We start from the raw sequence: 26,890 nt of genomic DNA on the forward strand, positions 1-26,890 counted from the left end.
CTCAAATCGTGCATAACTCCCTTATGTTCGTTTTGCGGGATGGAAGACCATGAAATTTATTGGAAAGCTACTCGTCTATCTGCTGATAGCCCTGCTTATCGTCGTGCTGGCGCTGTATATTCTGCTCCAGACCCGATGGGGAGCGGCGCAGGTCAGCAGCTGGATTACGGTGAATACCGACTACGAACTCAGTTTCGACAAGATGAATCACCGCTTTTCATCGCCTTCCCACCTCATTCTGGAAAATGTCACCTTTGGGCGGGACGGTAAACCCGCCACGCTGGTGGCGAAAAAAGTCGATATCGGTCTGAGCAGCCGTCAGGTTACCGATCCGCTGCACATGGACACCATCACCCTGTTCGACGGCACGCTGAATCTCTCGCCTCAGACGGCACCGATGCCTTTCCAGGCCGATCGTTTGCAGCTGAACAATATGGCCTTTAACAGCCCGAATACCGAATGGGATCTGAGCGCGCAGAAGGTCACGGGCGGCGTCAGCCCATGGCAGCCAGAAGCGGGCAACGTGCTGGGTAAAAACGCGAAGATCCAGATGAGCGCCGGTTCGCTGACCCTGAACGGCGTCCCGGCTACCAACGTGCTGATTGACGGCCAGTTGAACGGCAAAGAGGTAGTGCTGAACACCATCGGTGCCGATATGGCCCGTGGCTCGCTCACCGGCTCCGCCCTGCGTAACGCCGACGGAAGCTGGATAATCGACACCATGCGCCTGAACGAGATCCGCCTGCAGAGCGATAAAACGCTGAAAGCATTCTTTGCACCGCTGGCCACCATTCCTTCCCTGCAAATTGGCCGTCTGGAGGTCACCGATGCCCGCCTGCAGGGCCCGGACTGGGCGGTGACCGACCTCGATTTAAGCCTGCGCAACCTGACTCTCAGCAAAGGCGACTGGCAGAGCCAGGAAGGCCGCCTGTCCATGAACGCCAGCGAGTTTATCTACGGCTCGCTGCATCTGTTTGACCCGATTTTGAATGCGGAGTTTTCCCCGCAGGGTATGGCGCTGCGCCAGTTCACTTCCCGCTGGGAGGGCGGCATGGTGCGCACGTCCGGCAACTGGCTGCGCGACGGCAAAGCGCTGGTGCTGGACGATGTTGCCATCGCCGGGCTGGAGTACACCCTGCCTGAAAACTGGAAAACGCTGTGGATGGAGCCGCTGCCGGAATGGCTTAACAGCGTCACGCTGCAAAAATTCGGCCTGAGCCGCAACCTGGTGATCGACATCGATCCCGCCTTCCCGTGGCAGATCACCTCTCTGGACGGCTATGGCGCAAACCTGCAGCTGGCCAAAGATCGCCAGTGGGGCGTCTGGGGCGGCAGCGCAACCCTGAACGGCGCGGCGGCAACCTTTAACCGCGTCGACGTGCGCCGTCCGTCGCTGGCGCTGAATGCAAACGCCGCCACGGTGAACATTACCGACCTGAGCGCGTTTACCGAGAAAGGCATTCTGGAAGCCACAGCGACGGTTTCGCAACTGCCACAGCGGCAGACCACGGTGAGCCTGAACGGGCGCGGCGTGCCGCTCAACGTGCTGCAGCAGTGGGGCTGGCCTGCGCTGCCGATTACGGGCGACGGCAATATTCAGATGACCGCCAGCGGCAGTGTGCAGGCGAATGCCCCGCTTAAGCCGACGGTGAACGGCAAGCTGAACGCGGTGAATATGGATAAACAGCAGGTGCAGCAGACCATGACGGGCGGTGTGGTTTCAACACCACCCTCACCCCAGCCCTCTCCCTGAAAGGGAGAGGGAGCAAACCATTCCCTCACCCCTTTGGGGAGAGGGTTAGGGTGAGGGGAATTAAAGGTGAACCACCACCTCATCCCCCTCCGCTTTCACCACCACGCCCCACTCGCTGCCTGAGTGAGAACCGCCCTTCACGCCACTCACCTTCTGCACGTTGCGCAAGCACACCGACCAGTTTTGCGCGCCTCCCGCGCCGGTAAAGGTCACGACCTCGCCCTGACGTGACGCCTTCAGCGTAAACACCACAGAACCATCCGCCGCAGGCACTTCGCTCACTGCCGTTGCGCCATCGCTCAGGTTGAAGAGCTGGAAGGCCGTCTCCTCGTGCCAGGCGTAGTCCGGCTTCTGGTTATTGTTGCCCAGTGCCAGCAGCGTGTTGTCGCGCACGTAGACCGGCAGGCTCATGAAATCGTGCTGCTGCTTATACCAGCGGCTGCCCTGAATTTCGTCGTTGTGCCACAGGTGCGTCCAGCGGCCTTCCGGCAGATAGAACTGCACGTCCCCCGCCTCGGAGAACACCGGTGCCACCATCATTGCATCCCCCAGCATGTACTGGCGATCGAGGTAATCGCACGCCGGATCGTCCGGGAACTCCAGCATCATCGCCCGCAGCATCGGCGTGCCGAACTCGCGCGCCAGCGCCGCCTGACGATACAGATACGGCATCAGCTGACATTTCAGCTGGGTGAAGTGGCGCACCACGTCGCAGGACTCGTCATCGTACGCCCACGGCACGCGGTAGGATTTGCTGCCATGCAGGCGGCTGTGGCTGGAGAACAGCCCGAACGCGCACCAGCGTTTATAGACGTGCGCCGGAGCGGTGTTTTCGAACCCGCCGATATCGTGGCTCCAGAAACCGAAGCCGGACAGGCCAATCGACAGCCCGCCGCGCAGGCTTTCGGCCATCGACTCATAGTTGGCGTAGCAGTCGCCGCCCCAGTGCACCGGGAACTGCTGTGCACCGACGGACGCGGAGCGGGCAAACAGCACGGCCTCTTTTTCCCCCACCGTCTCTTTCAGCACGTTCCACACCAGCTCGTTATAGATGTAGGCGAAGTGGTTGTGCATCTTCTGCGGATCGGACCCGTCGAACCACTGAACGTCGGTCGGGATACGCTCGCCGAAGTCGGTCTTGAAGCAGTCAACGCCGATCTCGACAAAGCCTTTCAGCTTGTCGGCATACCACCGGCACGCGTCCGGGTTGGTGAAGTCGTAAATCGCCAGCCCCGGCTGCCATTTGTCCCACTGCCACAGGGAGCCGTCCGGGCGCTTGAGCAGGTAGCCCTTCTCTTTCAGCTCCCGGAAGATTGGCGATTTCTGGCCGATATACGGGTTAATCCACACGCAGACCTTCAGCCCTTTCTCTTTCAGGCGGCGGATCATGCCTTCCGGATCCGGGAAGGTCACCGGGTCCCACTCGAAATCGCACCACTGGAAGGCCTTCATCCAGAAGCAGTCGAAGTGGAACACGTGCAGCGGCAGGTCGCGTTCGGCCATGCCGTCGATAAAGCTGTTTACCGTCGCTTCGTCGTAGTTGGTGGTAAACGAAGTGGTCAGCCACAGGCCGAACGACCAGGCAGGCGGCAGCGCCGGACGCCCGGTGAACTGCGTATAGCGGTTCAGCACCGCTTTCGGCGTCGGGCCGTCGATCACGAAGTACTCCAGATACTCGCCTTCGACGCTGAACTGCACTTTGGAGACCTTCTCGGAGCCGACTTCAAACGAGACGTTTTCCGGGTGATTCACCAGCACGCCGTAGCCGCGGTTGGTCAGGTAGAACGGGATGTTTTTGTAGGACTGCTCGGTGCTGGTGCCGCCGTCGCGGTTCCAGGTTTCGACCGTCTGGCCGTTGCGCACCAGCGCGGTAAAGCGCTCGCCGAGGCCGTAGACCGTTTCCCCCACGCCCAGATCCAGACGTTCGAACACGTAATTGCGGTCGGCGTTGGTATCCTGCACGTAGCCGTTGTTTTTCAGCTGGCTGCCGGTAATACGCTGGCCGTTGCGCAGGAAATCCAGCGCCCAGAACTCGCCTTTGGTAACGCGCACGCTGACGCTGCCGCTTTTCAGCTCGGCAAATTCGGCGTTGTTTTCAATCTCTACCTTCACGTCTTTCAGAACGTTCAGCGGATAGTGCGGGCCATTATTCAGCGCGCCCTGGAAGTGTTCGATGCGCACCCCAACGATCCCTTCCTGTGGGGCAAACAGGCGCACCGTGAACATCAACGTGTCGAGCTGCCAGGTGCGTTCGCGCACGTCGCGCGGCGCCACATACACCACCAGGTCACTGCCCTGCTGCTCCACGTCGAACACCTGCACCGGATAGGTCACGTTCAGACCCGGTTGAATAAGCCAGTTTCCATCACTGATTTTCATACTTACGTCCTCTTAGTTCTGCAATTCTTTGCTGACCGGCAGGGTGTCAAACTCCTGCTGATTGCGGCGCGCGCCCTGCGCCAGCTCGCGCAGGATTTTGGTCAGGAAGGGAGTTTTCAGCGTGTAATAGCGTTTGGCGATAATGGCGCTCAGTACGTAACAGACCGCTGGGGCCAGGGTAAACAGGCCGATAATGATGCTGATGGTCGCGCTGTTCTGAGTTTTGGCTGCCGCGTCATAGCCGCCGCCTGCCAGCATCCAGCCGATCATCGCCCCGCCCAGCGCCAGACCGAGTTTCAGCACGAACAGCGTGCCCGCAAAGCTGATGCCGGTCAGACGTTTGCCGTTGGTCCATTCGCCGTAGTCGACGGTATCGGACATCATCACCCACTGGATCGGCGTCACCAGCTGGTGCAGCACACCGATAACGAAGATAAAGGCGAACATCAGCACGGTGGCGTGCATCGGCACGAAGAACATCGCCACGCTGACCACCGCCAGCGCGGCGTTGGTCCACCAGAAGATGCTGACCTTGCATTTCCAGTCGGTGAGCGGTTTCGCCAGCGCGGAGCCGATCAGGTTGCCGACGCAGTAGGTGGTGAGGAACGCGACGAACACCTCCGGCGAGCCCATGATCCAGGTGCAGTAGTACATCATCGCCCCGCCGCGCACGCAGACGGCGAGGATGTTGAGGATGGTCAGCACGCCGACGATGCGCCACTGGTCGTTTTGCCAGATATCACGCAGATCTTCACGCATGGAGGTGGTGCTCGGCGGCACCTGGATGCGCTCTTTGGTGGTGAAGAAGCAGAACGCCAGCATCAGGAACGCGACCACCGACAGCACGGCGATGCCGCCCTGGAAGCCGAACGCCTTATCGTCGCCGCCAATCAGGTTCACCAGCGGCATCATCAGCACCGTGGAGAGCATGCCGCCCGCCGTCGCCAGCACAAAGCGCCAGGACTGCAGGGAGATACGCTGCGTCGGGTCGTCGGTGATCACGCCGCCCAGCGCGCAGTACGGGATGTTGACCACGGTATAGAGCAGGGTCAGCAGGGTGTAGGTGATGGCGGCGTAAACCATTTTACCGTTGAGGCTCAGGTCCGGCGTGGTATACGCCAGCACGCAGACGATGCCGAACGGGATCGCGCCGAACAAAATCCACGGCCGGAACTTGCCCCAGCGGCTGCGGGTGCGGTCGGCAATCAGCCCCATGCACGGGTCGGAGATCGCATCCAGCGCGCGGGCCAGCAGGAACATGGTGCCGACAAACCCGGCGGGAATACCGAAAATATCGGTGTAGAAAAACATCATATACAACATGACGTTATCAAAAATGATGTGGCTGGCGGCGTCTCCCATGCCGTAGCCAATCTTCTCTTTTACTGACAATACTTCGCTCATCTTTTTTTATCCTTCACGCTGTAGGGGGCGCTGAGACCGGTTGCATTGGTTTTAAACCATTGTTTCAAAGGCGGGTATTGCGTTTTCTGGTTAGCAGATTACGTTTCTTGTTTTTTGTGATCGGGGTAAATGTTGGCAGCACAAAAGGCTAACCTGAGGATTTTCTTAAGAATTAACTGAAACAGGGGTGTACAGGTCAAAAGAGAGGTGAAAAAAGTGTGCGGGGGGATGTGGTAAATGCCTGAAAGTAGCTATAATGCGCCCCGCCTCCATGTAGCAATGCAGGCGCGGAAGATCGTCATCTCCGGTGAGGTGGCTGGACTTCAAATCCAGTTGGGGGCGCCAGCGTTCCCGGGCAGGTTCGACTCCTGTGATCTTCCGCCAAAAATGCCATCCACTTTAATAAAAAAACTTCATTTATAAATAGATTCACCCATTCCAGTCACCTTATGTGAACATGATCACTTATTCATTTAAATATTGAGTGTTATTCTTTCCCCCATTTCAAAAATATCACCAAGGGAAGCTGTAATGGAATGGATTATAGGTGCTGTAATTTTAATGGTCATTATTGGTGCTATATTGAAGCCCAGACAGTGTGATATCTGTCATAATCCCTTTAAGAAGAAATACTACACATGGGAAATTGAAGGGAAGAAACAACATTTATGTCCCAATTGTAATGGTAAAATGCAACGACGAATCAGTTCGCAAAAATTTAAAAGCAGATTCGGTTAAAAACGACTAATTCATTTCAAGCATATAATTGATAAATATAAAATCATCATCAATGATAAGTTTGGAACATATATTCCGAACTTATCATCTATTTCATCGTTCACACTACCTATAAAGCTTTGATGACTACTCACTCAAAAGCCTAAGCCTACAAGCCTCTTTCACCCACTTACTAAAATTCCCCTTTCCTGCCGCCTTCTCAATCTGTTCCAAAAGCTCATCCTCGAACCGGATGTTCTTCATCGTGCTCTTTGTGCGGTCAAAATTTGGTTTCTTTTTTTCTTGCATGGTAGGTACCACTTCGGTTAATTTATCTGCATGTGGTACCTACCACATGGATTCGGAATTCTGACAACGCCCAGCAGTGTTGGAGCACTAAAGGGCGTCTAACCTCACCAACTATCAAGGAGTTGATTATGGCTGATTCGCATTCTACCCCACACACCGACCAATCCGGAACCGAGCGATCGTTAATTGTGGGATACCGCCCGAATGTTTTCGACAAATCCACACCTAAAATCATCCTTTCCGGCAAATGGCTGCGCACCGCGGGATTTGATACCGGACAGCAGGTCACGATAAAGGTGATGAAAGGGTGCATCGTTCTGGTGGCGTATAACGAGCAGGAGCAGAGGTTGCAGGATGATTATAAGCGGACGAAGGCAAAGCTCATTGAGATTGAGGACGCGCTTGCAGCGATTAAAACTCAGCATCCTGGAAAGCGCCTCGCAAAATCAAATACAAACCACCTGGCTTAGCGGCTGTATCTGGCATACTACGAACTTACAGACATCAACCTTATGAAGCGGAGGCAGCATGACATATGAAGAATTAATCAATTCACCAGCTGGTGAGTTTGTCATGTTTGCCAGCAAGGATGGAAAAATTCGCATTGAATGCCGCTTCGAAAGCGATACGTTGTGGCTTTCACAGGCTACGATCTGTGAGTTATACGGCAAAGCCAAAGCAACGATCAGCGGGCATATCAAGAATATTTTTGATGAGGATGAGCTGGTCGAAAATTCAGTTGTTCGGTTTTACCGAACAACTGCCAGCGATGGTAAAGTATATAACGTTCAATATTTTAGCCTGCCCGTCATTCTCGCTATCGGCTATCGCGTCCGCTCCACGCGAGGTACACAGTTCCGCCAGTGGGCCACCCAAACGCTGCAGGAATATCTGGTAAAAGGCTTCGTTATGGACGACGAGCGCCTGAAAAACCCGCCTGTCGGATCTTCCGCCGTACCTGACTATTTCGATGAAATGCTGGAACGCATTCGCGATATACGGGCCAGCGAACGTCGGGTCTATCTTCGCGTGAGGGAGATTTTTGCATTAGCCGCTGACTATCAGCCATCGCTCAAAGAAACCACGCAATTCTTCCAGACTATCCAGAATAAACTGCATTTTGCCTGCACGGGCCACACCGCTGCTGAGTTGATTCACCAACGTGCGGACGCCACTCAACCGCATATGGGGCTGACCAGCTATAAAGGCGAAGAAGTCCGTAAAAGCGATGTCACCACTGCAAAAAATTATCTTTCTCAGAATGAGGTGAGCGAGCTTAATCGCGTCGTGAATATGTGGCTCGATTTTGCTGAAGATCAGGCCAAACGCCGCAAGCAGGTATTTTTACGAGACTGGCAAACCAAGCTCGATCAATTCCTGCAATTTAACGACCGGGACGTTTTAGAAGGAGCAGGCAAAATCAGCAAGAAAGCGGCTGATGAAAAGGCGTGCTCAGAATACATTGAGTTTGAAAAAAAGCATCGCCTGCTGAAAGAAGCCGAAGGTGAGAAAGATATCGTCGGCTTATTAAAATGGGATAAACAGGTTAAGCGCTAATCCCGGTGCTGGCTCAGTATTTAATGATATTCATCATTTCAATATTTGATGCTATTTTCTAGTTATCATTTTTCTTGCGATGGAAGAGTAGCCATAAATCAACCTTATAATTTTTTAACATCAATTCAAGCCACTCATATTTCACAAAGATAACTTTCTGTTTAACCAGCCAACGTTTTTTAGCGTTCATGTTTTGAAATGTAAGTCACAATTTAAATGATTAATGAAGAGTAGTTTCACTCAGTCTGTAAAAGGAGATTGAGATGGCTATATCAGTTTACTTATGGCTTGAGGATAATTCAGGCCGGAGGAGTAAAGGATCTGTCGATGTAAAAAATCGCGAAGGTTCAATAGAGATGATTGAGTTTATGCACTCTATAGAACAACTAATCGATAAATTCTCCGGAAAAATCGCAGCAAATGGTAAAAGCAGTTTGCACCCTGACGACTCTTCAGAGGGCTGCATCTTTGCTCCTCTGAGTGCCAGAAGGAGTATCTGGAAAAGCAACGATACGGTATTGATAGTCAAATGAAGCGTTTATTTTGTTTATTGCCATTACTCGTTGCAGTCAGTTCGCACGTCTCAGCAACGCAAATGACCGGCTTCGCGACCGAGTATTACGATGAAGACGGATCACTGACGGAAATTTCTACAACAGTGCCCCTTTCACCGACCATCTCTATAGGCAAGCAAGCCGTACGAATGGAGGTTACTCACCTGTCAGATATCACCAGCACACCAGTTAACAAAGACAGTTCCGCACGCTGGGTCTGCCTTCATGATAACGATGACACCAATTACTGGTTCATTTCTGATAACGAAATGGGTGCAGGATTGTTAACTGCACTAGTTATAGCCAGGGATGGCATTCATAAAGAGTGTGCTAAAACAACGGAACCTGTCAGCGTCTCCGTCGCGAATGTTCCATTGTTGAATGCTACTCACAGGAATCTAATTGAATTGTTCGGCAAGAAAGGGATCGCCAAAAAGAAAGCGATACTTTTTTATCAGGAGACGCCAGTACAGAATGGATTCATCCAGAGTAATACGGTCTCGTATTACTTCGATGGCGAAAAAGTGCGTGGCGTAATCATCGGGCAAATTACCAGTAACTAGCTTGCAGACGCCCTCTCCAGAGGGAGAGGGCGTTAAGCCTGCCCACCCAACCGCATATGCAACAGTGGAAACGGATTCCCCTGCCCGTCCAGTTCCGAGCGTCCGACCTGCTCAAACCCCATATGGCGATAAAATGCGACGCCCTGCGGATTCTGCTCATTCACGTCCACTTCGTTTACACCAAACTCTGCGATGGCGTGTTTCAGCAGCAATTTCCCAACGCCCTTCCCCCGGCTCGCATCATCAACAAACAGCATTTCAATGCAGTTTTCATCCACGCCTAAAAAGCCGTGAATAACGCCTGCGTCATCGCGAGCAATCACAACCTTGAGGTTCGGCAGATAGGCGTTGAACAATAACGGGCGCAGCGCCGCAATATCGCTTTCCAGTAAAAAGTGATGGGTGGCGCGGACGGAGGATTCCCAGATCGCGACCAGACGTTCAAAGTGTTTGGGGAGTGCGGTTTCTATTTTCATGGGGGGATCATGATTAGAAAACCGAACTATTTCAATCCACTCTTTGCGATCTGTTCCCCATCACCCCATCCCTCGGTACCACCACAATACCTTCCTGCGCCGCCAGCACCGGGATGGCGGCTCCGCTCGCCCGTTCATGTCGTCTTTCTCCGTTGGGCTTTTAACGGAAGTCTATACAGGCGAGCCAGTAATGCCCCAGGAAGAAAGCACGATTTTTACTGCTTCACCCACACCAGCTGATCGGTTCGGAAGCCCAGGCTGCGCGCGGTGTTCAGGTAATCCTGCTTCACCGCATCCGGGATGGTCGGCGTGCGCGACAGGATCCACAGGTAGTCGCGGTTCGGGCCGCTCACCAGCGCATACTGGTACTTATCGTCCAGCCTAATCACGTTATACCCGCCGTAGAACGGTCCGAAGAACGACACCTTCAGCGCGGCGGTGGTCGGCTCGCCGGTAAAGTACGCTTTCCCCTCGCTCTCGTTCCACTTGTTCTTCACCGGATCAAAACCCCGGTTGAGCACGCTGATGCCGCCGTCGCTGCGCTCGCCGTAGGTCGCCGTCACCTGCTCCAGCCCGCGTTCAAAGCGGTTTTCCAGACGGGCGACCTCGTACCATTTGCCGAGATAGCGGCTGGCGTCAAAACCGGAAATCGGCTGCACGCCCTTCGGCGGCGTGGGGGATTTACAGGCGACCAGCGTCAGGGCAATCGCAACACCGGTCACAACAGGCCATAGCTTCATGAGAATTCCTTTCATTTGCACGGTTGGATGTTAAGTGTAGTGCACCGTTTCGGCGCTTCATCCCGTTCGGGAAAATTCGTAGTATATTGAGAGTATTCCTCCACTCTGGACACGGATATGGCTTACTCCATCGGCGAATTCGCCAGACTCAGCGGCATCACCGCCACCACCCTGCGGGCGTGGCAGCGTCGCTACGGTTTACTCAAGCCACAGCGCACGGAAGGCGGCCACCGCCAGTACAGCGACGAGGACGTCCAGCAGGCGCTAAAAATTCTCGACTGGGTAAAAAAAGGCGTCCCGATCGGCCAGGTCAAACCGCTGCTGGAACGCCCGACGCCGGGGCGGACCAACAACTGGCAAACCCTGCAGCAGAACATGCTGCAACGCCTGCAGGACGGCAAAGTCGAGTCCCTGCGCCAGATGATTTACGACGCCGGACGCGAGTATCCAAGGCCGGAGCTGGTCACGAACGTGTTGCGCCCGCTGCGCAGCCAGGTCTCGGCCAACGTCGCCGCCGCCATGACCCTGCGCGCGATCCTCGACGGCATCATCATCGCCTACACCTCGTTTTGCCTCGAAGGCGATAAAAAAGCGCCGGGCGATAACATTCTGCTCAGCGGCTGGCACCTGAACGACCCGTGCGAGATCTGGCTCGAAGCCCTGATGCGCACCGGTCAAGGCCACCGCATCGACATCCTGCCGGTTCCCCCTGACGCGCTGGCACCGGAAATTTTCCCGGAGCGCAAATGGCTTCTGGTCACCAGTGGCAAACTCACCGCCGGGCGGAAAAAGCAGGTGGAGCAGTGGCAGCAGCAGGTATCGCTTGAAGTGATTATCCTCTGATAATTTTCTCCTGCGGGAATCTTCACGAAAAGTTGAATATTTTTCCGCGCGACAGATGCTAACGTTTTCCTGTGACTGACAACTTCACAGGAAAACAACATGAAAAAAACTGCCCCTCTGCTGATCCTGGCCTCGATGGCCTTTGCCCCTGCTGCCTTTAGCGCCCCTGCTGGCACGCTGAGCGTCCATATTCTCGACCAGCAAACCGGGATGCCGCCGTCGGATGTGACGGTGACTCTCGAAAAGCAACAGCAGGACAAATGGACTCAAATTGCCAGCGGCAAAACCGACCACGACGGCCGCATCAAATCGCTCTATCCGCAGGATCAGGATATGCAGCCCGGCGTGTATAAAGTGACCTTCAAAACCGCTGATTACTTCCACGGCAAAAAGCTGGACTCCTTCTTCCCGGAGATCCCGGTGCTGTTTACCGTCACCCGCACCAACGAAAAGCTGCACATCCCGCTTCTGCTGAGCCAGTACGGTTACTCGACCTATAAGGGCAGTTAAGACGCATTGATTTTAAAGGATTATAAAAAATAGTTCCGCGAATACTTGGACAAATTAGTCATGTTGTGTAAGTTTTAGTTGTATGAACGGGAGGACCACATCATGACAACGAAACCTGTGCTCGGTATTAGCGGATGTTTGACCGGCTCCGCCGTTCGCTTTGACGGCGGACACAAGCGTATGGGCTTCGTCATGGATGAGCTGGCCCAGTGGGTGAGCTTCAGGCCCGTCTGCCCGGAAATGGCGATCGGCCTGCCGACGCCTCGCCCGGCCATACGCCTGACGCTGACGGACAGCGGCGAAACGCAGCTCCGTTTCAGCAAGCCGCCTCATGATGACCTCACGCAGAAAATGGCCGACTTTACGGCGGACTATCTGCCAAAAATCGGCGATCTGTCGGGATTTATCGTCTGCGCAAAATCCCCAAGCTGCGGCCTAGAACGCGTGCGGCTGTACGATGAAAACGGCAACCGGGGCCGCAAGGAGGGTGTCGGGCTGTTCACCGCTGCCCTCCTTGAAACCTGTCCGTGGCTGCCTGTGGAAGAAGACGGACGCCTGCACGATCCTGTGCTGCGGGAAAACTTCGTCGAGCGCGTTTTTGCGCTGCACGAACTGAACACGCTGCGTAAAAATGGCCTCACCCGCCGCGCGCTGCTGGACTTCCACAGCCGCTACAAGCTCCAGCTGCTGGCGCACCATCAGGCAGGCTACCGTGAAATCGGCCCGTTCGTCGCCTCGCTGCACGAGTGGGAAGACCTGGACGCCTTCTTCGTGGCGTACCGGGAAAAGCTGATGACCATCCTGAAAAAACCCGCCTCGCGGAAAAATCACACCAACGTGCTGATGCATATTCAGGGGTATTTTCGTAACCAGCTGAACACCCGCCAGCGCGGCGAGCTGCGCGACGTGATCCTGAACTATCGCAACGGACAGTTACCTATTCTCGCCCCGATCACGCTGCTGAAGCACTACCTGGCCGAATACCCCGACCGGTATCTGATGACGCAAAACTACTTTGATCCCTATCCTGATGATTTGGGTCTGCGTCTGGCAGTAACCTGACGATAAAAATGCGAAGGCCCGTTTGACCCACAGAGGCCCAAAGCAGTACCCCGTTTAGACGACATCCTCACTGTCGTCTCTTTTTTGCATTTCATCTTAAATACTGTGATTATATACAGGCTTATTCTGCAAAAAGGGGCCTGCCTGTGATCAACACCCTGCACATTCAAAACTACCGCTCCATTCGCGATATGTCGCTGGAGCTGGAGCAGCTCAACATCGTCTTCGGGCCGAACGGTACCGGTAAATCCAATATTTACAAGGCGATACACCTGATGCACAGCGCCGCCCAGGGGCTGTTTTCCCAGGCGCTGGCGAACGAGGGCGGCATTCTGAAGGTGTTCTGGGCAGGTAAAACCCGTAGCGACCAGCTGCGGCGGATGAATCTGGCGGTGGAAACAGAGACCTACGAATACGAGCTGCAGGTCGGGTTTGTGGAGAAGCTGCCCTATCCCTCGCAGTTTCAGCTCGACCCGGTGATCAAAGAGGAGTCCATCTGGCTGAGCGGCCAGCACCGCCGACCGTCGTCACAGCTGATGAAGCGCAGGAATCAGGCGGTGTTTCTGAATAACGTGCATCACGAGAAAGTGACCCACAGCGGCACGCTGTATGAGAATGAATCGGTGTTCGGGCAGCTCGGCGAGCCGCATCTTTACCCGGAAGTGTCGCAGATGCGCGAGTCCCTGCGTAACTGGCGATTTTATCATGAGTTTTCTGTATCAATCGGCTCGGCAATGCGCGCCCCGCAGGTCGGTTTCCGCTCTCCGGTGCTGGCCAGCGACGGTGCCAACCTGGCGGCCGCGTTTCAGACCATCGTCGAGATTGGCGACGAGCTGCTGCTGATGCGCATCCTTGACCAAGCCTTCCCCGGCTGCGTGTTTTACAGCGACAACACCGGCGGACGTTTTCGCATGATGATGCAGCGCGAGGGGCTGAGCAGGCCGCTGGAACCGGCGGAGTTCTCCGACGGCACCCTGCGCTTTCTGTGCCTGGCGGTAGCGCTGTTAAGCCCGCGCCCACCGGCGTTTATCGCGTTGAACGAACCGGAAAACAGCCTGCACCCGCAGATGCTGCCCGCGCTGGCGAGCTTAATCGCCGAGGCCAGCCGCTACTCGCAGATCTGGCTCACCAGCCACTCGCCGGAGCTGGCGAAGCTGATTGAGAAGCACAGATCGTTTTCGCTGTATCAGCTGTCGATGGTGGAGGGGGAGACGCGGGTGGAGAGGCTGGGGTAGTCTCCAGAAGTACGGAGACTGTTTTTCCGCATCTCGCTCAGATAGCTATTACCAGCAACAACTCGATCCGGCACAGTTATTGAGAGCGAATGAATTTTTTCTATTACAATGAGATAGTTAAAAGTTATTAATGCTAAAGCTTTCTAAGATTGCTGACAGTTGTTCCTAACGCGCCTTTTTAGACCGAACACGCTCCCCCCTAGCAACGATAACTCTGGGTAAGTGGCCTATGCAGACATAGCAAATAAGGATTATGTACAGTTCTTAACGACGAACAACACATAATCAACAGTATCTCTTGCCCCACTAATCTCTTCAAAAGCCAGCAATGAGGGTGACAGTAGTTCAACTACACCCCTGAAAGATGCGCAGTACAACATCCATCGATTGGTGGGTGAGACGGCTAATTAAGATTATTCAGGCCATGTCAAACCATCGCTAAACTTTTCATACCAATACTTTCTTGAGTAAAGATCATCCCGATCTAGTTGATAAATTAAATCTCGAATTCTTTTCTCAGGTTCGTATTCATATTTATACAACATAGTGGCAAGTTCGGATTGCATACCGAAAAGTTCGTCAAAAAGAGATTGAGCGCTTTCAAAATCAGAGCAGCCGATCTGATGAATTAGCGATGCGATACGCTCTTCATACAACCGAATGTAACGTTTTATTGATAAAACAGCATCCCTGTATTTCTCAAGATCCCGTTGCAACTCAGGCCAATTATCCATCCCGTCTCCCATTATTTAATCTTAACTGGTTGAATGTGACCAACTTGTCCAGTTTTCGGGTTGTAAATCATTTCAAGCCCTGCACCTTCATATCTTAAGTAACCAGGTGCGCCTCTCGGATCTGGTTCAACTTTCGGATTACTATTCAAAACTTCTCTTGCTTGTAGGAAGGGAGCAGGTCTGCCTTCTGACCATAACTTCTCATAATAGCTTTTGCTGAATTTCATGCCTTCAACAGCGTAAAACTCACCATCAAAGTTTATCTTTTTCCCAACACCAAGGTAGCTTAATTTATTTGAAGCAGCTTGCCCTATCAGAGGCGTTACCGAAGCTGCAATGATCTCCAGACCCTGCTTAGTTTCGGTATAGCTTTCTGCGGTCTGACGATCAACTCCTTTGGTGACCATGAAATAGTTAATCATGGCATCTTTCACCTGCTGCTGATTCTGTGCATCAACACTGGTGATATCAAGGAGATTGACTATCTGCCCATACGCATCAGCGTACTGTTGGCTATATTTCGAGTTATAAGGGCCATCTTCATATCCCTCTTTTGTTGCAATGACTTTTAGTCTTGCACCTGCACACGCTGAGCTACCCGCATTACCATTACCGCAGGCATCAATAACGTCTTTATCACTGGCAATGTCTTTCTCGCGCAGAGCGTCATATTTCTGTTTCGCTAACTCACGCTCTTTTGGGTCTTTGCTGTTCTGGAGAGTCTGTTTCGCCAGCTCAAGCTCTGTCTTTTCAGACACGCTAAGATAGTTATTCTCCGCAGTATTCTTCCCGGCACTGGCTCCAGCCGCCGCACCAGCCGTATTTCCCCCGGCAATTCCGCCAGCCATACCCGCTGAAACAGACGCCAGCGTACTCACGGTTTGCTTCTGGTCTTCCGTCAGTTTCGACGGGTCTGTGACCGAATAGAGCTGTCTGGCAATTGCTGTCGCAACCAGTTCGCCGGATGCAGCCCCCGCAGCGCCCGCTGCGGCACTGTTGCCCTGAAGCGCTGCGGTTACGCCGCCGAGGATGGCATGGGCAATCGCTTTTGCCGCCGTGTTGTCATTAATGCCTGCACGGTGACCGATAATGTACGCCAGTTCTGGCGCTGACGCGCCCGCCAGCGCCCCGCCGATATTGCCGCCCGCCAGTCCCTGCAGCGCTGCCGTAGCCGCCTGGATGCCGCGCTGCAGATCGCTGCCGGTACCATATTTTTCCTGCGTCTCTTTATATTCCGGCGTAGCACGCAGTTTCGCCAGATAATCCTGGCGCTCTTTTTCTGTCGCGTTAGCCGGAATATCACCGTATTTATCCTTTGCCGCCTTCAACCCGTTCAGGTCACCCTGCGTCCTGGCAATATCCGCCACCTGGCTGCCAATGTCGCTGATCATCCCGACTGCGTTCAGGCGGTTCTGCTCTTTCTCCTTGTCGAAGATTGGGCTGATGCTGTCGTTGGCATGTTCGGTATCGCGGCTCAGATCGGCCACGTCCTGCTTCTGGTTTGCCTTGTCGCGGATGGTGAGGGAGCCCTCAGCCACGGCGGCCTGTGTGGTACCCTCCTTATGACCTTTATTACCCGCAGCGGAGATCATGCCGCCCGGCAGGTTGCCCTGGAATTTATCCCCGAAGCTGCCGCCGCCGCTCAGGCTGATACCGGAGTGCGAGGTTTTAAAGTCCGCTTCATTGTGGATATCGCTGAAGCCCAGCGTCCCGGTATCGAGGCTGTTTTTGTCCGGCGTGGCGGTAGAGGCGATAACCGCGCCATCAAGCTGGGTGTGATGCCCCACGGTGATGTCGAATCCGCCGTCCCCGGCATACAGCCCGGTCTGTTCGGCCACCGAATCAAAGCGGCTCTTCATCTTGTCCTGGCTGGCGTTGATATAGCCTGAACCGGACATAGTGCCGAAGGTGAAGCTGCCCCCCGCCGCAACGCTGGTCTGCTTGCTGTCGTAGTCGCTGTTGTTCTGCTGGCTGCGCATCAGCAGATCGTGACCAACGTCCGCCACGATTTTATTGCCGTTAACCTGAGCGCCATCAAGCACGGTGTCGTGCCCGCTTTTTAGGGTGACGTTTTTGCCGCTGTCGATTGTGGTTTCGGTCCAGTCGGTACCGTTGCCTTTATCCTTGCCGTGCGCGGCGTTGACGTTGGCAAACACGCTGATACCCGCGCCGTTGCCTCCGGCACCGATGCTCACGCCAATGCCGCCACCGCTGCTGCTGTTCTTGCCGCTGGTTTTTTGGGTATTCGCCGCGCCGGACAGCAGAATGTCGTTCTGTGCATCCAGCGTGGTGTCGCCCCCGGCTTTCAGCTGGCTGCCCGCAATCACGATGTCGCCGCTGTTCACGCCGTTGTTTTTGCCGTTCGCGGTGATGGCGAGATTGTTGCCTGCGTTCAGCGTACTGCCTGCCACCGCATCACTCTCAGCATGCTGCTGTGATTTCGACTTCTGGGTCGTCAGCGAGAGGCTCACACCCATTGCGTTCGGGTCGCCGGTGGTTGCCGCCATATCCGCTGCCTGCCCGGCCTGCACGCCGGACAGCACCGTTTTGGTGGCCTGAAGGGCTTTCAGACGGCCATCACTTTGCTCTTTGGTCTCCTGCGCCGCGCTCACGGCATTGTTAATAGCGCTACCGACGGTGCCGGAGAGCGCCACGGTAAGCCCGCTTTTCTTCTGCTCGAAGGTTTCATCCCGGGTGCGCTTGTCGTGCCCCGGCTCGATGATGACGCTGTCGCCGCTGAGGCTTAAATCCTTCCCGGCGATAAGATCCGCCCCGCCGATGTGGGTCTGGTTTCCGGCAGAAATCGCGACGTTACCCCCCGTCGAGCCCACCGTACTGAAGCTCTGGCTCTGGGTGGTGCCCTTCTCACGAAGATCGTGCGTGCTTTTACTGCTGCCGATGGTGAAACCAATCCCGCCCGAGCCCATCAGGCCAGATTTTTTCTCTTCCTTAAAGCGCCAGGAGGTGTCGGTGTTGGTGGCCGCCACGATATCGACGTTGTTGCCCGCCTTAAGCTGCACGTCGCCATCGCCCGCCACGGCGGAGCCTGACACCCGCAGGTTATTGCCCGCCACCACCTGCACGTTGTCGCCGCTCAGCAATGAGCCGGATTCACGCGTCGCGCTGTCCTCCTCGATGGTGTGGGTGGTTTTCTTGCTCAGGAAACCTTTCTTGGTTTTGGTCTGCTCTTTGTAGTGATAATCGCTTTCGGTTGCGGTATCGAGACTGACGTCGCGGCCTGCCGCCACGCCGATATCGCCCTTCGCCGTCACCTGCGCAGCTTCGGTGGTGACATCGCGCCCGGCGAGGATCTGCGTATTCGCCCCGCTGGCGATCTCGGTTCCCTGCTGACGCACGGACTCGTTAATAACGGTTTTCTTGCCTGACCTGTAGCTGTCGCCCTGCGTGGTCTCTTCCGCAGCCAGATTCACGTCGCGACCCGCCTGCAGCCCGACGTTTTTCTCCGCCGCCAGCGCGGCGGCCTGCGCGTTGATATCCTGCCCGGCCTTCAGCACCAGGTTATCGCCTGCGGAAATCGTGGTGCGGTCGAGCCCGGTGCTGTGGGATTCGCTTTTCCCTTTACGGCTGCTTTCGCTCGTCTGTGCCGCGTTCAGGTTGAGATCGTTGCCCGCGCTCAGCCCCGCGCTGCCGCCCGCCTTCAGGTCGCTGGCGGTCACGTCAAGGTTGTGCCCGGCATTCACCAGCAGGTTGCCGCCCGCGGTGACGTTACTTCCCTGATACGTGACGGATGAGCGGCCGGTTTTCTCCCGGCTGGAACTGTATGCGTCGTTGATCTGATTCGCGTTGACGGCAATATCGCCCCACGCGTTCAGCAGCATATCGCCGCCAGAGGCCAGGTTCGCCCCGGTCACGGTGATGTTTTTCCCCGCCTCAAGCGACAGGCCATCCTGCGCGGTAATGGACGCCGTGTTGCCCAGAAGCGTGTCTTTCAGGCTGATGTTGCCGTACTTCCCTCCGGCGTTGATATCAATCTGCTCAACCTGGGTCAGGTTGTTGATGCTGCCGTCCAGGCTCTCCAGCGCGACCGTTTTGCCGCTTATGGTGGAGCTGATGTTATTGATATCGCCGATGGCGCTCAGGTTCAGGTCGCCGCCCGCTTTCATCAGGCCGTTGTTGAGGTTGCTGATGCTGTTCTGGCTGTCGAGCGTCAGGCTGTTATTCGCCAGCATTGAGCTGCCGCTGTTGGTGATGCTGCCGCCCTTCAGGGTGACGTTGTTACCCGCGATTACGCTGCCGTTATTGACGGTGACGTCCTTCGGCGACAGGTAGAGTTTCGGCACCATCACCGTTTCGCCGTTGACGGTGGCTTTCTCCCACCACAGCAGGCTGTGGTCGAGCGCGGCAATCTGATCCGCAGTCAGCGAAACGCCAAACTGCAGGCCCAGCGACTGCTGCGCCGCCGCGGCGTTATCCATCAGATAGCGCATCTGATCCAGATCGGAGCCGATGCCGTTCAGGTAGCGGTTACCGGTCTGGTTGAGCACCACGTTGGAGACATAGCGGGTATCAAATGCCGCATCGCCCAGGAAACGGTAATCGTAGTCCGGGTTCAGGTTGAGGCGGCCCAGCATATAAGACGAGCCGAGGAACTGCTTCTCATCGGTAAACGCCAGCCGCGTCTCCTGCGGGACAGTGGACGATGGCTTGACCCCGAGCATGGCGTTCAGGTCGGCAAACAGGGCGGGATCGAGCTGCCCGAGGCCGTTCAGTTTCGGGTTGATGTTGATCAGGTACGGGCTTTTCGGGTTGTCGGAGAAGACAAAATAGCCGTTGTTGCCCGACGGCAGCGGGTAAGCGCTGGTATCGACGCGCTGGCCCTGATAGTGCCCGACGGCCCCGCCCTGAGCGGTGTTGAGATCGGCGGTGGTGGCTCCGGCGTTCGCCAGTGCGTCCAGCTGTCCGAGATTGGCGTTGCCTTTCTGCGTGGTGGCAATGTTGCTGAGAGAGGTGCCCGACGCGCCGCTGTTTTCCAGCGCGCCACCGCCGTTAAGCTGCTGCAGCGCACCCTGGAGCTGATCGTTCCACTGCGGCGAGTTCACCGCCACGGTACCGGTAGCGTTGAGCCCCTGCTTTTGAACGCCGCTGCCGATGGTCTGGTTGCTGAGGGTGTTCAGGGACGGCGTGGAGATAACGTTGCTGACGCCACCTGCATTGGCTGTGGTATTGGTGTTGCTGATGTTGCTGGTGAAGTTTGCGGTGACGTTGCCACCTGCCTGGATGACGGCGCGATAGATTGCACCAGCCCGAGATTCAGTATTATGGCCCGTCAAAGCAAAGGTAAGGTTATTGTTGACAGGACGAGTGATATATACATCGACACCACCACCGCCGGATGGTTGATCCATATAACTAACGGGGTCGGTAGCCACCTTACCCGTAAAGGTATAAGTTAAATACTCTGTGCTTGCCCCATCCTGCCAGGATTGATTATTGAAGCTTCCTCCGGAAAGATTGATATCCCGATTAGCAAGAACATTGCTGGCTTCATTATTCAATGAACCAGCAATTATGGTTATATCGCGTCCGGATGCAATTCGGCCTGCTTCACCCTGGCTGGTTACACTTGTTAACGACTCAGAAAGTATAATTTTTCGGGAGAGATAATCCTTAAATGGCGCATAATAAAATTTATAATGTGATTCACAGAGTCCCTCAGCACACCCCCCTCCGCCATGGACATACCGATAGTCGTAATAGACGCCGACACTACCTTCAGGCATATCATCAATATTAACGACAAGCGTTGGTTCCGCCGTAGAAGTCACAGTGTTTGTCGTCGTCGAAGCAGTTAAACCATCTCTGCGATTTAACAAACTGGCGGTCTTAATCCCAATATCGCCACCCTGCGTCTCAATATTCCCCGACGTGTTCACCACCTGGCTGTTGGCATTCCCCGCTGCATCCCGCTGCATCCACAGGTTGTTCCCCGCCATGATGTCGCCGCGCTGGTTGGTGATGCTGTCGGCAAACAGCGCCAGGTTATTCGCCGCGTACAGCAGAGCGGTATTAACGATGGTACCCGGCGCGCTGAGGGTCAGCGAGCCGCGCGTGCCGGTGAAGCCGTCGACGGTAATGTTGCTCCGGCTGGCCACGGTGATGTCGCCCCCGCCCTGCACCGCGCCCGCGGCGTTCAGCGCCACGCTGCTGCCGGAGAGCGTGCTGGTACCGCCGCCGGTGGTGATTTGTCCGTTGTTGCTGAGCTGCCCGCCCGCGCTGAGGTTCACCGCCTGCCCCTGCAGCACGCTGCGGTTATCGATGTCGCCACTGCTGCTGATGGTCAGGGTTCTGCCTGCCGCCACGGCGGTCCGGCTGGTAAACGCGTTCGTCAGCTGCAGCGTTAAATCCCCCAGGGACACCAGCTGGCCGGTGAGGTCCAGCCCCCGGCTCTGCAGCCACAGGTTGCCGCCGCTCAGTAGCTTACCGCCCGCGCTCTGGGTCACCTGGTCAGCATTAATGTTCAGCTGCGCGTTGCCGAGCAGCGTGCCGCTGTTGTTCAACTGACCGTAGTTAACTGTTAACTCTCCCGCCTGGGTGGTGCCCTGGCTGGCAAGCGTGGTGCCGGTCAGCGTGGCGCGATCGGCCACCCACGTACCGCCGTTAGTGGCGTTCGCCGCATTAAGAATAAGGTCGGTGGCCTGCAGCCAGCCGGTGCTGGTGAACTGCGGCGTACCGAGCGTCAGGCGGGCGCCGGAAAGCAGCCTGCCGTCGTTACGCGCCTGCGAGGAGGCGGTCACGCGCGTCTCGCCACCGCCCTGAATCAGGCCGTAGTTAAATAATGTGGGCGTGGTCAGCGTCAGGCCATCGCGGCTGACGATTTCGCCCCCGCCGTTGTTGGTCAGCGTGCCGCTGAGCGCCAGCGTCGCGCCGTTATCGCCCTGCAGACGTCCGCCGTTGGTGAGCGTCCCGGTGGTAATGCCGAGCGTGCTCCCCTGGATTTTGCCGTCGCTGGTGACGGAGGCCGCCGTAACATTCAGCGCCCCGCCGGAGAGCAGGGTCCCGGTTGATTGCTGGCTCACCGCGCCGGTCTGGCTGAGGGTCAGACCATTCACGCCGCTGATGGCGCCGCTGTTGCTGAGCGTGCCGCTTTTCAGCATCAGGTTTTTCGCCGCCCACTGCCCCTGGTTTGCCAGCGTGGCGGCCTGCAGCGTCGCGCTGCCCAGCGCGGTGATCTTGCTACCTGCGGTGCCGGTGAGCGTGTCGGCCAGCGTCATCTGCAGCGCGTCGGCGCTCTGCACCGCGCCGCTGTTGGTGAGCGACTGGGCGTTAAGCAGAATGTTCTGTGCCTGCCAGCTTCCGGCGTTGGTCACCGCACCGGACGTTATCGTCAGGGTGCCCTGGGTGAGCAGCTTGCCGCCTGCGCCGTTAATAAGTTTCTGTTGCGGCGCGGCCATCGCCATGCGCGCCATCAGCCGCTGCTGCCCCTGAACGGTCAGGCTCTGCAGGCCGGTCAGGGTGCTCTGGTTGTTAATGCTGCCCTGACGCAGCGCGAGGGTGTTCCCCTGCACGGTGCCGCTGTTTGTAAGGGTGCTGCCGCCGAGCGTCACATCGCCCTCGCTGAGGAGCTGCCCGCGGTTATCCAGCGTCTGTGCGGTGATATCCGCCCCGCCCTGGCTCATCAGCGAGCCGGTTGAGGTCAGCGTGCCGCCTGCGTTTGCCGTCAGCGTCCCCTGGCTGAGCAGTGACCCGCCGTGCGACCAGTCGGTAGCGCTGATCTCTGCGCCGTTCCCCTGCAGCGTGCCCTGGGTGGTCAGCTGGCCTGCGTCCAGCGTCAGCATGCCGCCGGAAAGCGTGCGCGAATTCGTGCCCGTGGTCAGCGTGGTGCCGGTGAGCGCCAGGCCGTTCGTTCCCTGCATCAGCCCGCCGTTGTTGAGATCGCGGGCGTTGAGAGACAGCGTGCCGCCCATGATGCGCCCCGGGTTCGCCAGGGTGTCCGCAGTGAAGGTGGTTGCGCCGCCGCTCTGCAGCAGCCCGGTATTCGTTAACGCCCCGCTGAGCGTGCCGCCGAGCCCCGTCTGCCCGTTCACCGTGCCGCTGTTGGTGAGGGAGCTGCCCGTCATGCCCAGCGTCGCGCCCTGCAGCGTACCAGCGTTCGTCAGCTGTCCGCCCTTCAGCGTGAAGCCGCCGCCGGAGAGCCATTTGCCGTTCAGCTCGTTGATAAAGCGATCGGCGGTGGCGTTAACAGCGTTGCTGCCCTGCATCAGGCCGCTGTTGCGCAACTCCGCCGCGCCTGCGGTCAGCGTTTTGCCCGCCACCGTGCCGCTGTTGGTCAACGTCGTCGCGTTAAGCGCGGCATCGTCAGTGGCAACGAGGTTCCCTGTACTGGTCAGGGTGTTGCTCAGGCTAAGATCCAGGCTCTGCGCCTGAATATCACCCTGGTTAGTCAGGCCACTTCCCCGGAGGGTGAACCCGCCGTCCACCAGCAGCAGACCGGCGTTATCAAGCGTATCGAGGTTTAAATCCAGGTCTCTGCCGCTCACCAGCTGTCCGGTATTCCTGTTACTTAGCGCGCGGGTGGTCAGCGACAGCGCGTCGTTACCCTGCAGAATGCCGGAGTTGGTCAGCTGCGCGGCGTTCACCGCCAGCGCTTTCCCGGCCAGCTGACCGTCGTTAAACAGCTGCGCCGCCGTCAGCGTAAACAGGTTCTGGCTGAGCAGAGCCCCTTTGTTGTCCAGCCTGCCGGTTGCGGCAAGCGTCAGGGCGTCCAGCGTCTGAACGCTGCCCTGGTTGCTCAGGTTCTCTGCGCCAAGCTTCGCGCTGCGCCCCTGCAGGCTGCCCGCGTTGCTGAGGGTTTGTCCGCTCAGGGTCAGGGTCTCACCGCCCGCCACCTGCCCCTGAGTCTGGTTCGTGAAGGTGTCGCCGGACCAGGCCAGCGCGCTGCTGCCCTGAAGCAGGCCGCTGTTCTGCAGGTCGCCCCGCAGGGTCAGCACTTTCGCCAGCAGTTGGCCCCGGTTATCGGTATTGCCGGCCTGAACGTCGAGCGCCTGCTGGCTGAGCACCTTACCGCTGTTGGTCAGTGCGCCCTTCACCGCCGCCGTCACGCCCGCTTCCCCGAGCGCGTTACCAGTGTTAATCCACTCGCCGGTGGCCAGGTTTAGCGTTTTGCCCTGCAGCAGCCCGGCGTTGTTCAGGGTGGCGTGGTGCAGATCGAGCGCGCCGCCGGAGAGCAGCATGCCCGACTGCTGGTTGCTAAGCTGCGCCCCCGTCGCCGTCAGGGAATGAGTTCCCTGCAACGTGCCGCCGTTGATGACCGACGCGCTGTTGAACCGGGCGTCGGTACCGGCCATCAGCCCGTTGTTCGTCAGGCTGGCGGCGGTCAGGGTCAGGCCGTCCCGGGCAATCACCCGCCCGTCGGCATCGTTGCTGGCCTGGCGGGTCAGGTTCAGCAGCAGCGCGGTGGCGCTGAGCTCGCCGCTGTTGGCAAGCGCGTCGCCGTTAAGCGTCAGCGTTCCGCTGCTGCGCAGCGCGCCGCGGTTAGTGATGTCTGCTACGCTGAGCGTCAGGGTATCTTCCCCCTGAACGGTGCCCTGGTTTTGCAGGCTGTTCGCCGTCACGTGCAGGTCGCTGGCCGCAATATTGCCCGCGTTAACAAGCGTGGTGCCGTTCAGCGTGACCTGCTCGTCCGCCAGCAGGCCTCCGCTGTTGGTCAGGATGAGGTAATCGCTGCTCAGATTGACGCCGTTGATTTCACCCTGGTTTGTCAGCGCATCGCCTTTAACGCGCAGCGTGCCGTCGGTGGTGATAAGCCCGCTGTTAGCCAGAACAGGTATGTTCAGCGTTAAATCCTGCGCGCTGTAGACCGAGCCCCCGGTCAGATTCGCAAGCGATCCGGTTTTCAGATTGAACAGGGTGGTTCCCTGCAGCAGCCCGCCGTTCTCCACCGAGGCAGCGTCCAGCGCCAGCGTACCGGCAACCAGAGAGCCGCTGCTGGTAATGCGCCCGGAGGCCGTCAGGGTCATGCGGTCCGCTTTTGCGACGCCGGACTGGAGGATGTTCTGTCCGCCGATCGTGATGGCGCTGGCGGTAAGCTCCCCGCCGCTGGTCAGGTCGCCGGTCGCGTTAAAGCTCAGCGTGTCACCGGTAGATTTCCCGGCGTGCGCAATCGTGCCCGCCGTCACCGACAGGGCGCCTTTCGCCGCCTGGGTGCCGTTCAGCGCGGCATTCTGCGCCTGCAGCGTGAGCGCCTGCCCGCTCTGCAGGTGGGCATCCAGGCCGGTGGTCAGATCGCTGGTGGAAACGGTTAATGCCCCCGCCGCGTCCGTCTGCCCGTTGAGGCTGGCGCTGCGGGTCGCGGTAAGCTGGACATCGCCCTGGCTGGTGGTACGGGATGCCTGACCGCTGGTCAGGGTATCGGCCTGCGCCGTCAGCGCCGTCGCGCCGGACAGGGTGCCGTTCTGTTCAAGGGTGCCTGCGGTCACGTTCATCGCGCCGTCAGCCAGCAGGCTGCCACGGTTACGCAGGGTCTGCTGCGCCGTAACGTTCGCATCGCCTTTCGCACTCAGCGTGCCCTGTTGCTCCAGGGTTCCCGCGCTAAACGCCAGGTTGCCGCCGCTCTGCAGGGTGCCGTTGTTGGTCACCGTCTGCCCCTTCAGGGTGACGTCGTTACCCTGCGCCGTGCCGCCGTTCGTCAGGTCTCCGGCGTTCACATCCAGATGGCCTTTCGCCGCCAGCTGCCCGCCGTTTGACACCCTGTCGCCGGAGAGCATAAGGTCGCGCCCCGCATTCACCTGTCCCTGGTTACTGACAGTGCTGCCCGTCAGGCGGATATCATCCGTGGCATCGGCCCGGCTCTGGCCGTCCAGCACCAGCTGTCCGCCGCTCAGCGCCAGGTTCTCCCCTGCCGAGATCGCACTGCCCGTGGCTGACAGCGTGCCGCCGCTGGTCAGCGTCGTGCGGGTATCGCTTCCACTGCGGGTATGGGTCAGCGCGATATCCTTTCCGGCCGCCACGCTGAACGCACCTTTACTGGTCACACTGCCGCCCGCGATCTGCACTTTCCCCTCACCAGAAAGGCGCATCTCGCCGCTGCTGGCGAGCGTGCTGTTATTGAGTGCCACATCCTGCGAGCTGGCCACATTCAGCGCGCCACCGGCCTGATGGCTGCCGCTGAGGGCCACCCCCGCGCCATTCGCGCTAATCGAGCCGCTGGCCAGGGTGTTCGTGACCGTCAGTTTCCCGCCCGCATCAAGCTGAATATCGCCCTGGCGCGCATTCAGGTTGCCGAGGTTCACCCCCACGCCCGTCTCGCTGGAGACCAGGCGGATACGGTTGGCATACATCCCGCCGAGCGCGCCGGTATCCACCGCCACCACGGGCGCGGCGCCCTCACCGATAATCGGCTTAACGCTGCCGTCTGCGCCCACGCGGTTCGCCCCTGCCGTCACCGTCAGGTCGTTCGCGTGGATCGCGGCGTTCACTTCCGTTGCGCGCGCAATAATCGACAGCGCGTCGCTCTTGCTGGCATCCAGCCCCTGACCTTCAACCGTAATGGCGCCTTTCGTTACATCCAGCGCCAGCAGGTTACCGTTAGCGTCAAACTGCGGTTTACCCGTGGTCAGCGTGGCGTTGGGGATGTTGATAAATCCGCAACCGTTACAGGTGATCCCGTACGGGTTGGCCACCATGACGTTTGCCGCCTTACCGGCAACTTCCGTGTAGCCCTGCAGCTGCGAGCGGCTGGCGCCCGTGACTTCGTTGATGATGCCTTTCGCTTCCCGCCCGGCCTGCAGGTTGGGGTTGTTCTGGATAAGCCCGCCCAGCTGGGTCTGGGTTAAACGGTCCGTGCCGTTATTGAGGATAAGCCCCTCTTTGCCGACGTTATACTCACCGAACTGGTTATGCGAAATGCCCGCCCCGTTCGGCGTGGCGATATTGACGACCGGAACCCCGTTCCCCGCCTGATCCACCGTGGTCTGCCCGGTCGGCGTAAGCGTCGCCGCGACGGCAGGCGCCATCGGCTGCCAGATCATCAGGCCGCAGACAATCCAGCTGATCAGACGCTGCGAGAAACGAACGGGTGGGTGACGGGTATCCATA

At 57.5% G+C, this 26,890-nt stretch carries 16 protein-coding genes and 1 tRNA gene; 10 read left to right on the top strand and 7 right to left on the bottom strand.

Translation table 11 applies throughout. The features are described from left to right. The first annotated feature begins 49 nt into the window (after positions 1 to 49). Positions 50 to 1,753 (top strand): AsmA family protein, encoded by a 1,704-nt coding sequence (locus tag ACWKXT_RS13680; RefSeq protein WP_454528191.1) that lies wholly within the window; start codon positions 50 to 52, stop codon positions 1,751 to 1,753. 60 nt (positions 1,754 to 1,813) lie between these two features. On the opposite strand, the gene yicI is transcribed toward ACWKXT_RS13680, so the two are convergent. Together yicI and ACWKXT_RS13690 are read right to left on the bottom strand one after the other, a co-directional pair. Then, positions 1,814 to 4,132, bottom strand: coding sequence for an alpha-xylosidase (yicI, locus tag ACWKXT_RS13685; protein ID WP_454532646.1), 2,319 nt, complete (start codon positions 4,130 to 4,132; stop codon positions 1,814 to 1,816). A 12-nt stretch (positions 4,133 to 4,144) separates the two neighbouring features. After that, positions 4,145 to 5,536, bottom strand: a complete 1,392-nt coding sequence (locus ACWKXT_RS13690) for a glycoside-pentoside-hexuronide family transporter (RefSeq protein WP_454532647.1) — start codon at positions 5,534 to 5,536, stop codon at positions 4,145 to 4,147. Positions 5,537 to 5,825: 289 nt separating this feature from the next. Here ACWKXT_RS13690 and ACWKXT_RS13695 point away from each other — a divergent pair. Beyond that, positions 5,826 to 5,920: transfer RNA gene (locus ACWKXT_RS13695), tRNA-Sec, on the top strand. A gap of 480 nt (positions 5,921 to 6,400) precedes the next feature. Here the strand turns inward: ACWKXT_RS13695 and ACWKXT_RS13700 are convergent. After that, positions 6,401 to 6,562, bottom strand: a complete 162-nt coding sequence (locus ACWKXT_RS13700; RefSeq protein WP_205924953.1) for a YlcI/YnfO family protein — start codon at positions 6,560 to 6,562, stop codon at positions 6,401 to 6,403. Between the two features lie 128 nt (positions 6,563 to 6,690). Between ACWKXT_RS13700 and ACWKXT_RS13705 the strand changes: the two genes are divergently transcribed. The 4 genes from ACWKXT_RS13705 to ACWKXT_RS13720 all read left to right on the top strand — a co-directional run bounded on the left by ACWKXT_RS13705 (position 6,691) and on the right by ACWKXT_RS13720 (position 9,236). Then, complete coding sequence (locus ACWKXT_RS13705; RefSeq protein WP_454532648.1) at positions 6,691 to 7,032, top strand: SymE family type I addiction module toxin; 342 nt, start codon at positions 6,691 to 6,693, stop codon at positions 7,030 to 7,032. A gap of 58 nt (positions 7,033 to 7,090) precedes the next feature. After that, positions 7,091 to 8,119, top strand: coding sequence for a virulence RhuM family protein (locus ACWKXT_RS13710; RefSeq protein ID WP_454532649.1), 1,029 nt, complete (start codon positions 7,091 to 7,093; stop codon positions 8,117 to 8,119). Between the two features lie 263 nt (positions 8,120 to 8,382). After that, positions 8,383 to 8,652, top strand: coding sequence for a hypothetical protein (locus ACWKXT_RS13715; RefSeq protein ID WP_454532650.1), 270 nt, complete (start codon positions 8,383 to 8,385; stop codon positions 8,650 to 8,652). Continuing rightward, the gene (locus tag ACWKXT_RS13720) at positions 8,649 to 9,236 is read left to right on the top strand and encodes a hypothetical protein (RefSeq protein ID WP_454532651.1); all 588 of its coding nucleotides are present in this window, start codon (positions 8,649 to 8,651) and stop codon (positions 9,234 to 9,236) included. Before ACWKXT_RS13715 ends, ACWKXT_RS13720 begins: the two co-directional genes overlap by 4 nt. Before the next feature lie 32 nt (positions 9,237 to 9,268). Here the strand turns inward: ACWKXT_RS13720 and ACWKXT_RS13725 are convergent, their stop codons facing one another. Together ACWKXT_RS13725 and ACWKXT_RS13730 are read right to left on the bottom strand one after the other, a co-directional pair. Next, the gene (locus tag ACWKXT_RS13725) at positions 9,269 to 9,712 is read right to left on the bottom strand and encodes an acetyltransferase (RefSeq protein WP_454532652.1); all 444 of its coding nucleotides are present in this window, start codon (positions 9,710 to 9,712) and stop codon (positions 9,269 to 9,271) included. Between the two features lie 215 nt (positions 9,713 to 9,927). Then, entirely contained in the window at positions 9,928 to 10,452 is a 525-nt protein-coding gene (locus ACWKXT_RS13730; protein WP_454528182.1) for a lipocalin family protein, read from the bottom strand. A gap of 117 nt (positions 10,453 to 10,569) precedes the next feature. Here ACWKXT_RS13730 and ACWKXT_RS13735 point away from each other — a divergent pair, with 117 nt between their 5' ends. The 4 genes from ACWKXT_RS13735 (at position 10,570) to ACWKXT_RS13750 (ending at position 14,102) form a co-directional block, all read left to right on the top strand. Next, complete coding sequence (locus tag ACWKXT_RS13735) at positions 10,570 to 11,295, top strand: MerR family transcriptional regulator (RefSeq protein ID WP_454528181.1); 726 nt, start codon at positions 10,570 to 10,572, stop codon at positions 11,293 to 11,295. A gap of 99 nt (positions 11,296 to 11,394) precedes the next feature. Further along, a complete protein-coding gene (gene uraH, locus ACWKXT_RS13740) occupies positions 11,395 to 11,805 on the top strand; it encodes a hydroxyisourate hydrolase (RefSeq protein ID WP_454528180.1) in 411 nt (136 codons plus the stop codon). 102 nt (positions 11,806 to 11,907) lie between these two features. Then, positions 11,908 to 12,867: a YbgA family protein gene (locus tag ACWKXT_RS13745; protein WP_454532653.1), complete on the top strand. Its 960-nt coding sequence runs from the start codon at positions 11,908 to 11,910 to the stop codon at positions 12,865 to 12,867. Between the two features lie 146 nt (positions 12,868 to 13,013). After that, the gene (locus tag ACWKXT_RS13750) at positions 13,014 to 14,102 is read left to right on the top strand and encodes an AAA family ATPase (RefSeq protein ID WP_454532654.1); all 1,089 of its coding nucleotides are present in this window, start codon (positions 13,014 to 13,016) and stop codon (positions 14,100 to 14,102) included. Positions 14,103 to 14,515: 413 nt separating this feature from the next. Here ACWKXT_RS13750 and ACWKXT_RS13755 read toward each other — a convergent pair whose 3' ends face one another. After that, positions 14,516 to 14,836 (bottom strand): hypothetical protein, encoded by a 321-nt coding sequence (locus tag ACWKXT_RS13755; RefSeq protein ID WP_447783231.1) that lies wholly within the window; start codon positions 14,834 to 14,836, stop codon positions 14,516 to 14,518. Between the two features lie 11 nt (positions 14,837 to 14,847). Further along, the gene (locus ACWKXT_RS13760; protein ID WP_454532655.1) at positions 14,848 to 26,889 is read right to left on the bottom strand and encodes a hemagglutinin repeat-containing protein; all 12,042 of its coding nucleotides are present in this window, start codon (positions 26,887 to 26,889) and stop codon (positions 14,848 to 14,850) included. Between the last annotated feature and the right edge of the window lies 1 nt (position 26,890).

It is taken from the genome of Enterobacter sp. UPMP701 (genome assembly GCF_053709515.1).

Excerpts from the sequence above, each read along its gene's own strand:
- ACWKXT_RS13745 (WP_454532653.1), top strand. The coding sequence starts at position 11,908 with ATGACAACGAAACCTGTGCTCGGTATTAGCGGATGTTTGACCGGCTCC.
- ACWKXT_RS13730 (WP_454528182.1), bottom strand. The coding sequence starts at position 10,452 with ATGAAGCTATGGCCTGTTGTGACCGGTGTTGCGATTGCCCTGACGCTG.
- ACWKXT_RS13725 (WP_454532652.1), bottom strand. The coding sequence starts at position 9,712 with ATGAAAATAGAAACCGCACTCCCCAAACACTTTGAACGTCTGGTCGCG.
- ACWKXT_RS13760 (WP_454532655.1), bottom strand. The coding sequence starts at position 26,889 with ATGGATACCCGTCACCCACCCGTTCGTTTCTCGCAGCGTCTGATCAGC.
- ACWKXT_RS13720 (WP_454532651.1), top strand. The coding sequence starts at position 8,649 with ATGAAGCGTTTATTTTGTTTATTGCCATTACTCGTTGCAGTCAGTTCG.
- yicI (WP_454532646.1), bottom strand. The coding sequence starts at position 4,132 with ATGAAAATCAGTGATGGAAACTGGCTTATTCAACCGGGTCTGAACGTG.
- ACWKXT_RS13690 (WP_454532647.1), bottom strand. The coding sequence starts at position 5,536 with ATGAGCGAAGTATTGTCAGTAAAAGAGAAGATTGGCTACGGCATGGGA.
- ACWKXT_RS13700 (WP_205924953.1), bottom strand. The coding sequence starts at position 6,562 with ATGCAAGAAAAAAAGAAACCAAATTTTGACCGCACAAAGAGCACGATG.
- ACWKXT_RS13710 (WP_454532649.1), top strand. The coding sequence starts at position 7,091 with ATGACATATGAAGAATTAATCAATTCACCAGCTGGTGAGTTTGTCATG.
- ACWKXT_RS13735 (WP_454528181.1), top strand. The coding sequence starts at position 10,570 with ATGGCTTACTCCATCGGCGAATTCGCCAGACTCAGCGGCATCACCGCC.
- uraH (WP_454528180.1), top strand. The coding sequence starts at position 11,395 with ATGAAAAAAACTGCCCCTCTGCTGATCCTGGCCTCGATGGCCTTTGCC.
- ACWKXT_RS13680 (WP_454528191.1), top strand. The coding sequence starts at position 50 with ATGAAATTTATTGGAAAGCTACTCGTCTATCTGCTGATAGCCCTGCTT.
- ACWKXT_RS13705 (WP_454532648.1), top strand. The coding sequence starts at position 6,691 with ATGGCTGATTCGCATTCTACCCCACACACCGACCAATCCGGAACCGAG.
- ACWKXT_RS13755 (WP_447783231.1), bottom strand. The coding sequence starts at position 14,836 with ATGGATAATTGGCCTGAGTTGCAACGGGATCTTGAGAAATACAGGGAT.
- ACWKXT_RS13715 (WP_454532650.1), top strand. The coding sequence starts at position 8,383 with ATGGCTATATCAGTTTACTTATGGCTTGAGGATAATTCAGGCCGGAGG.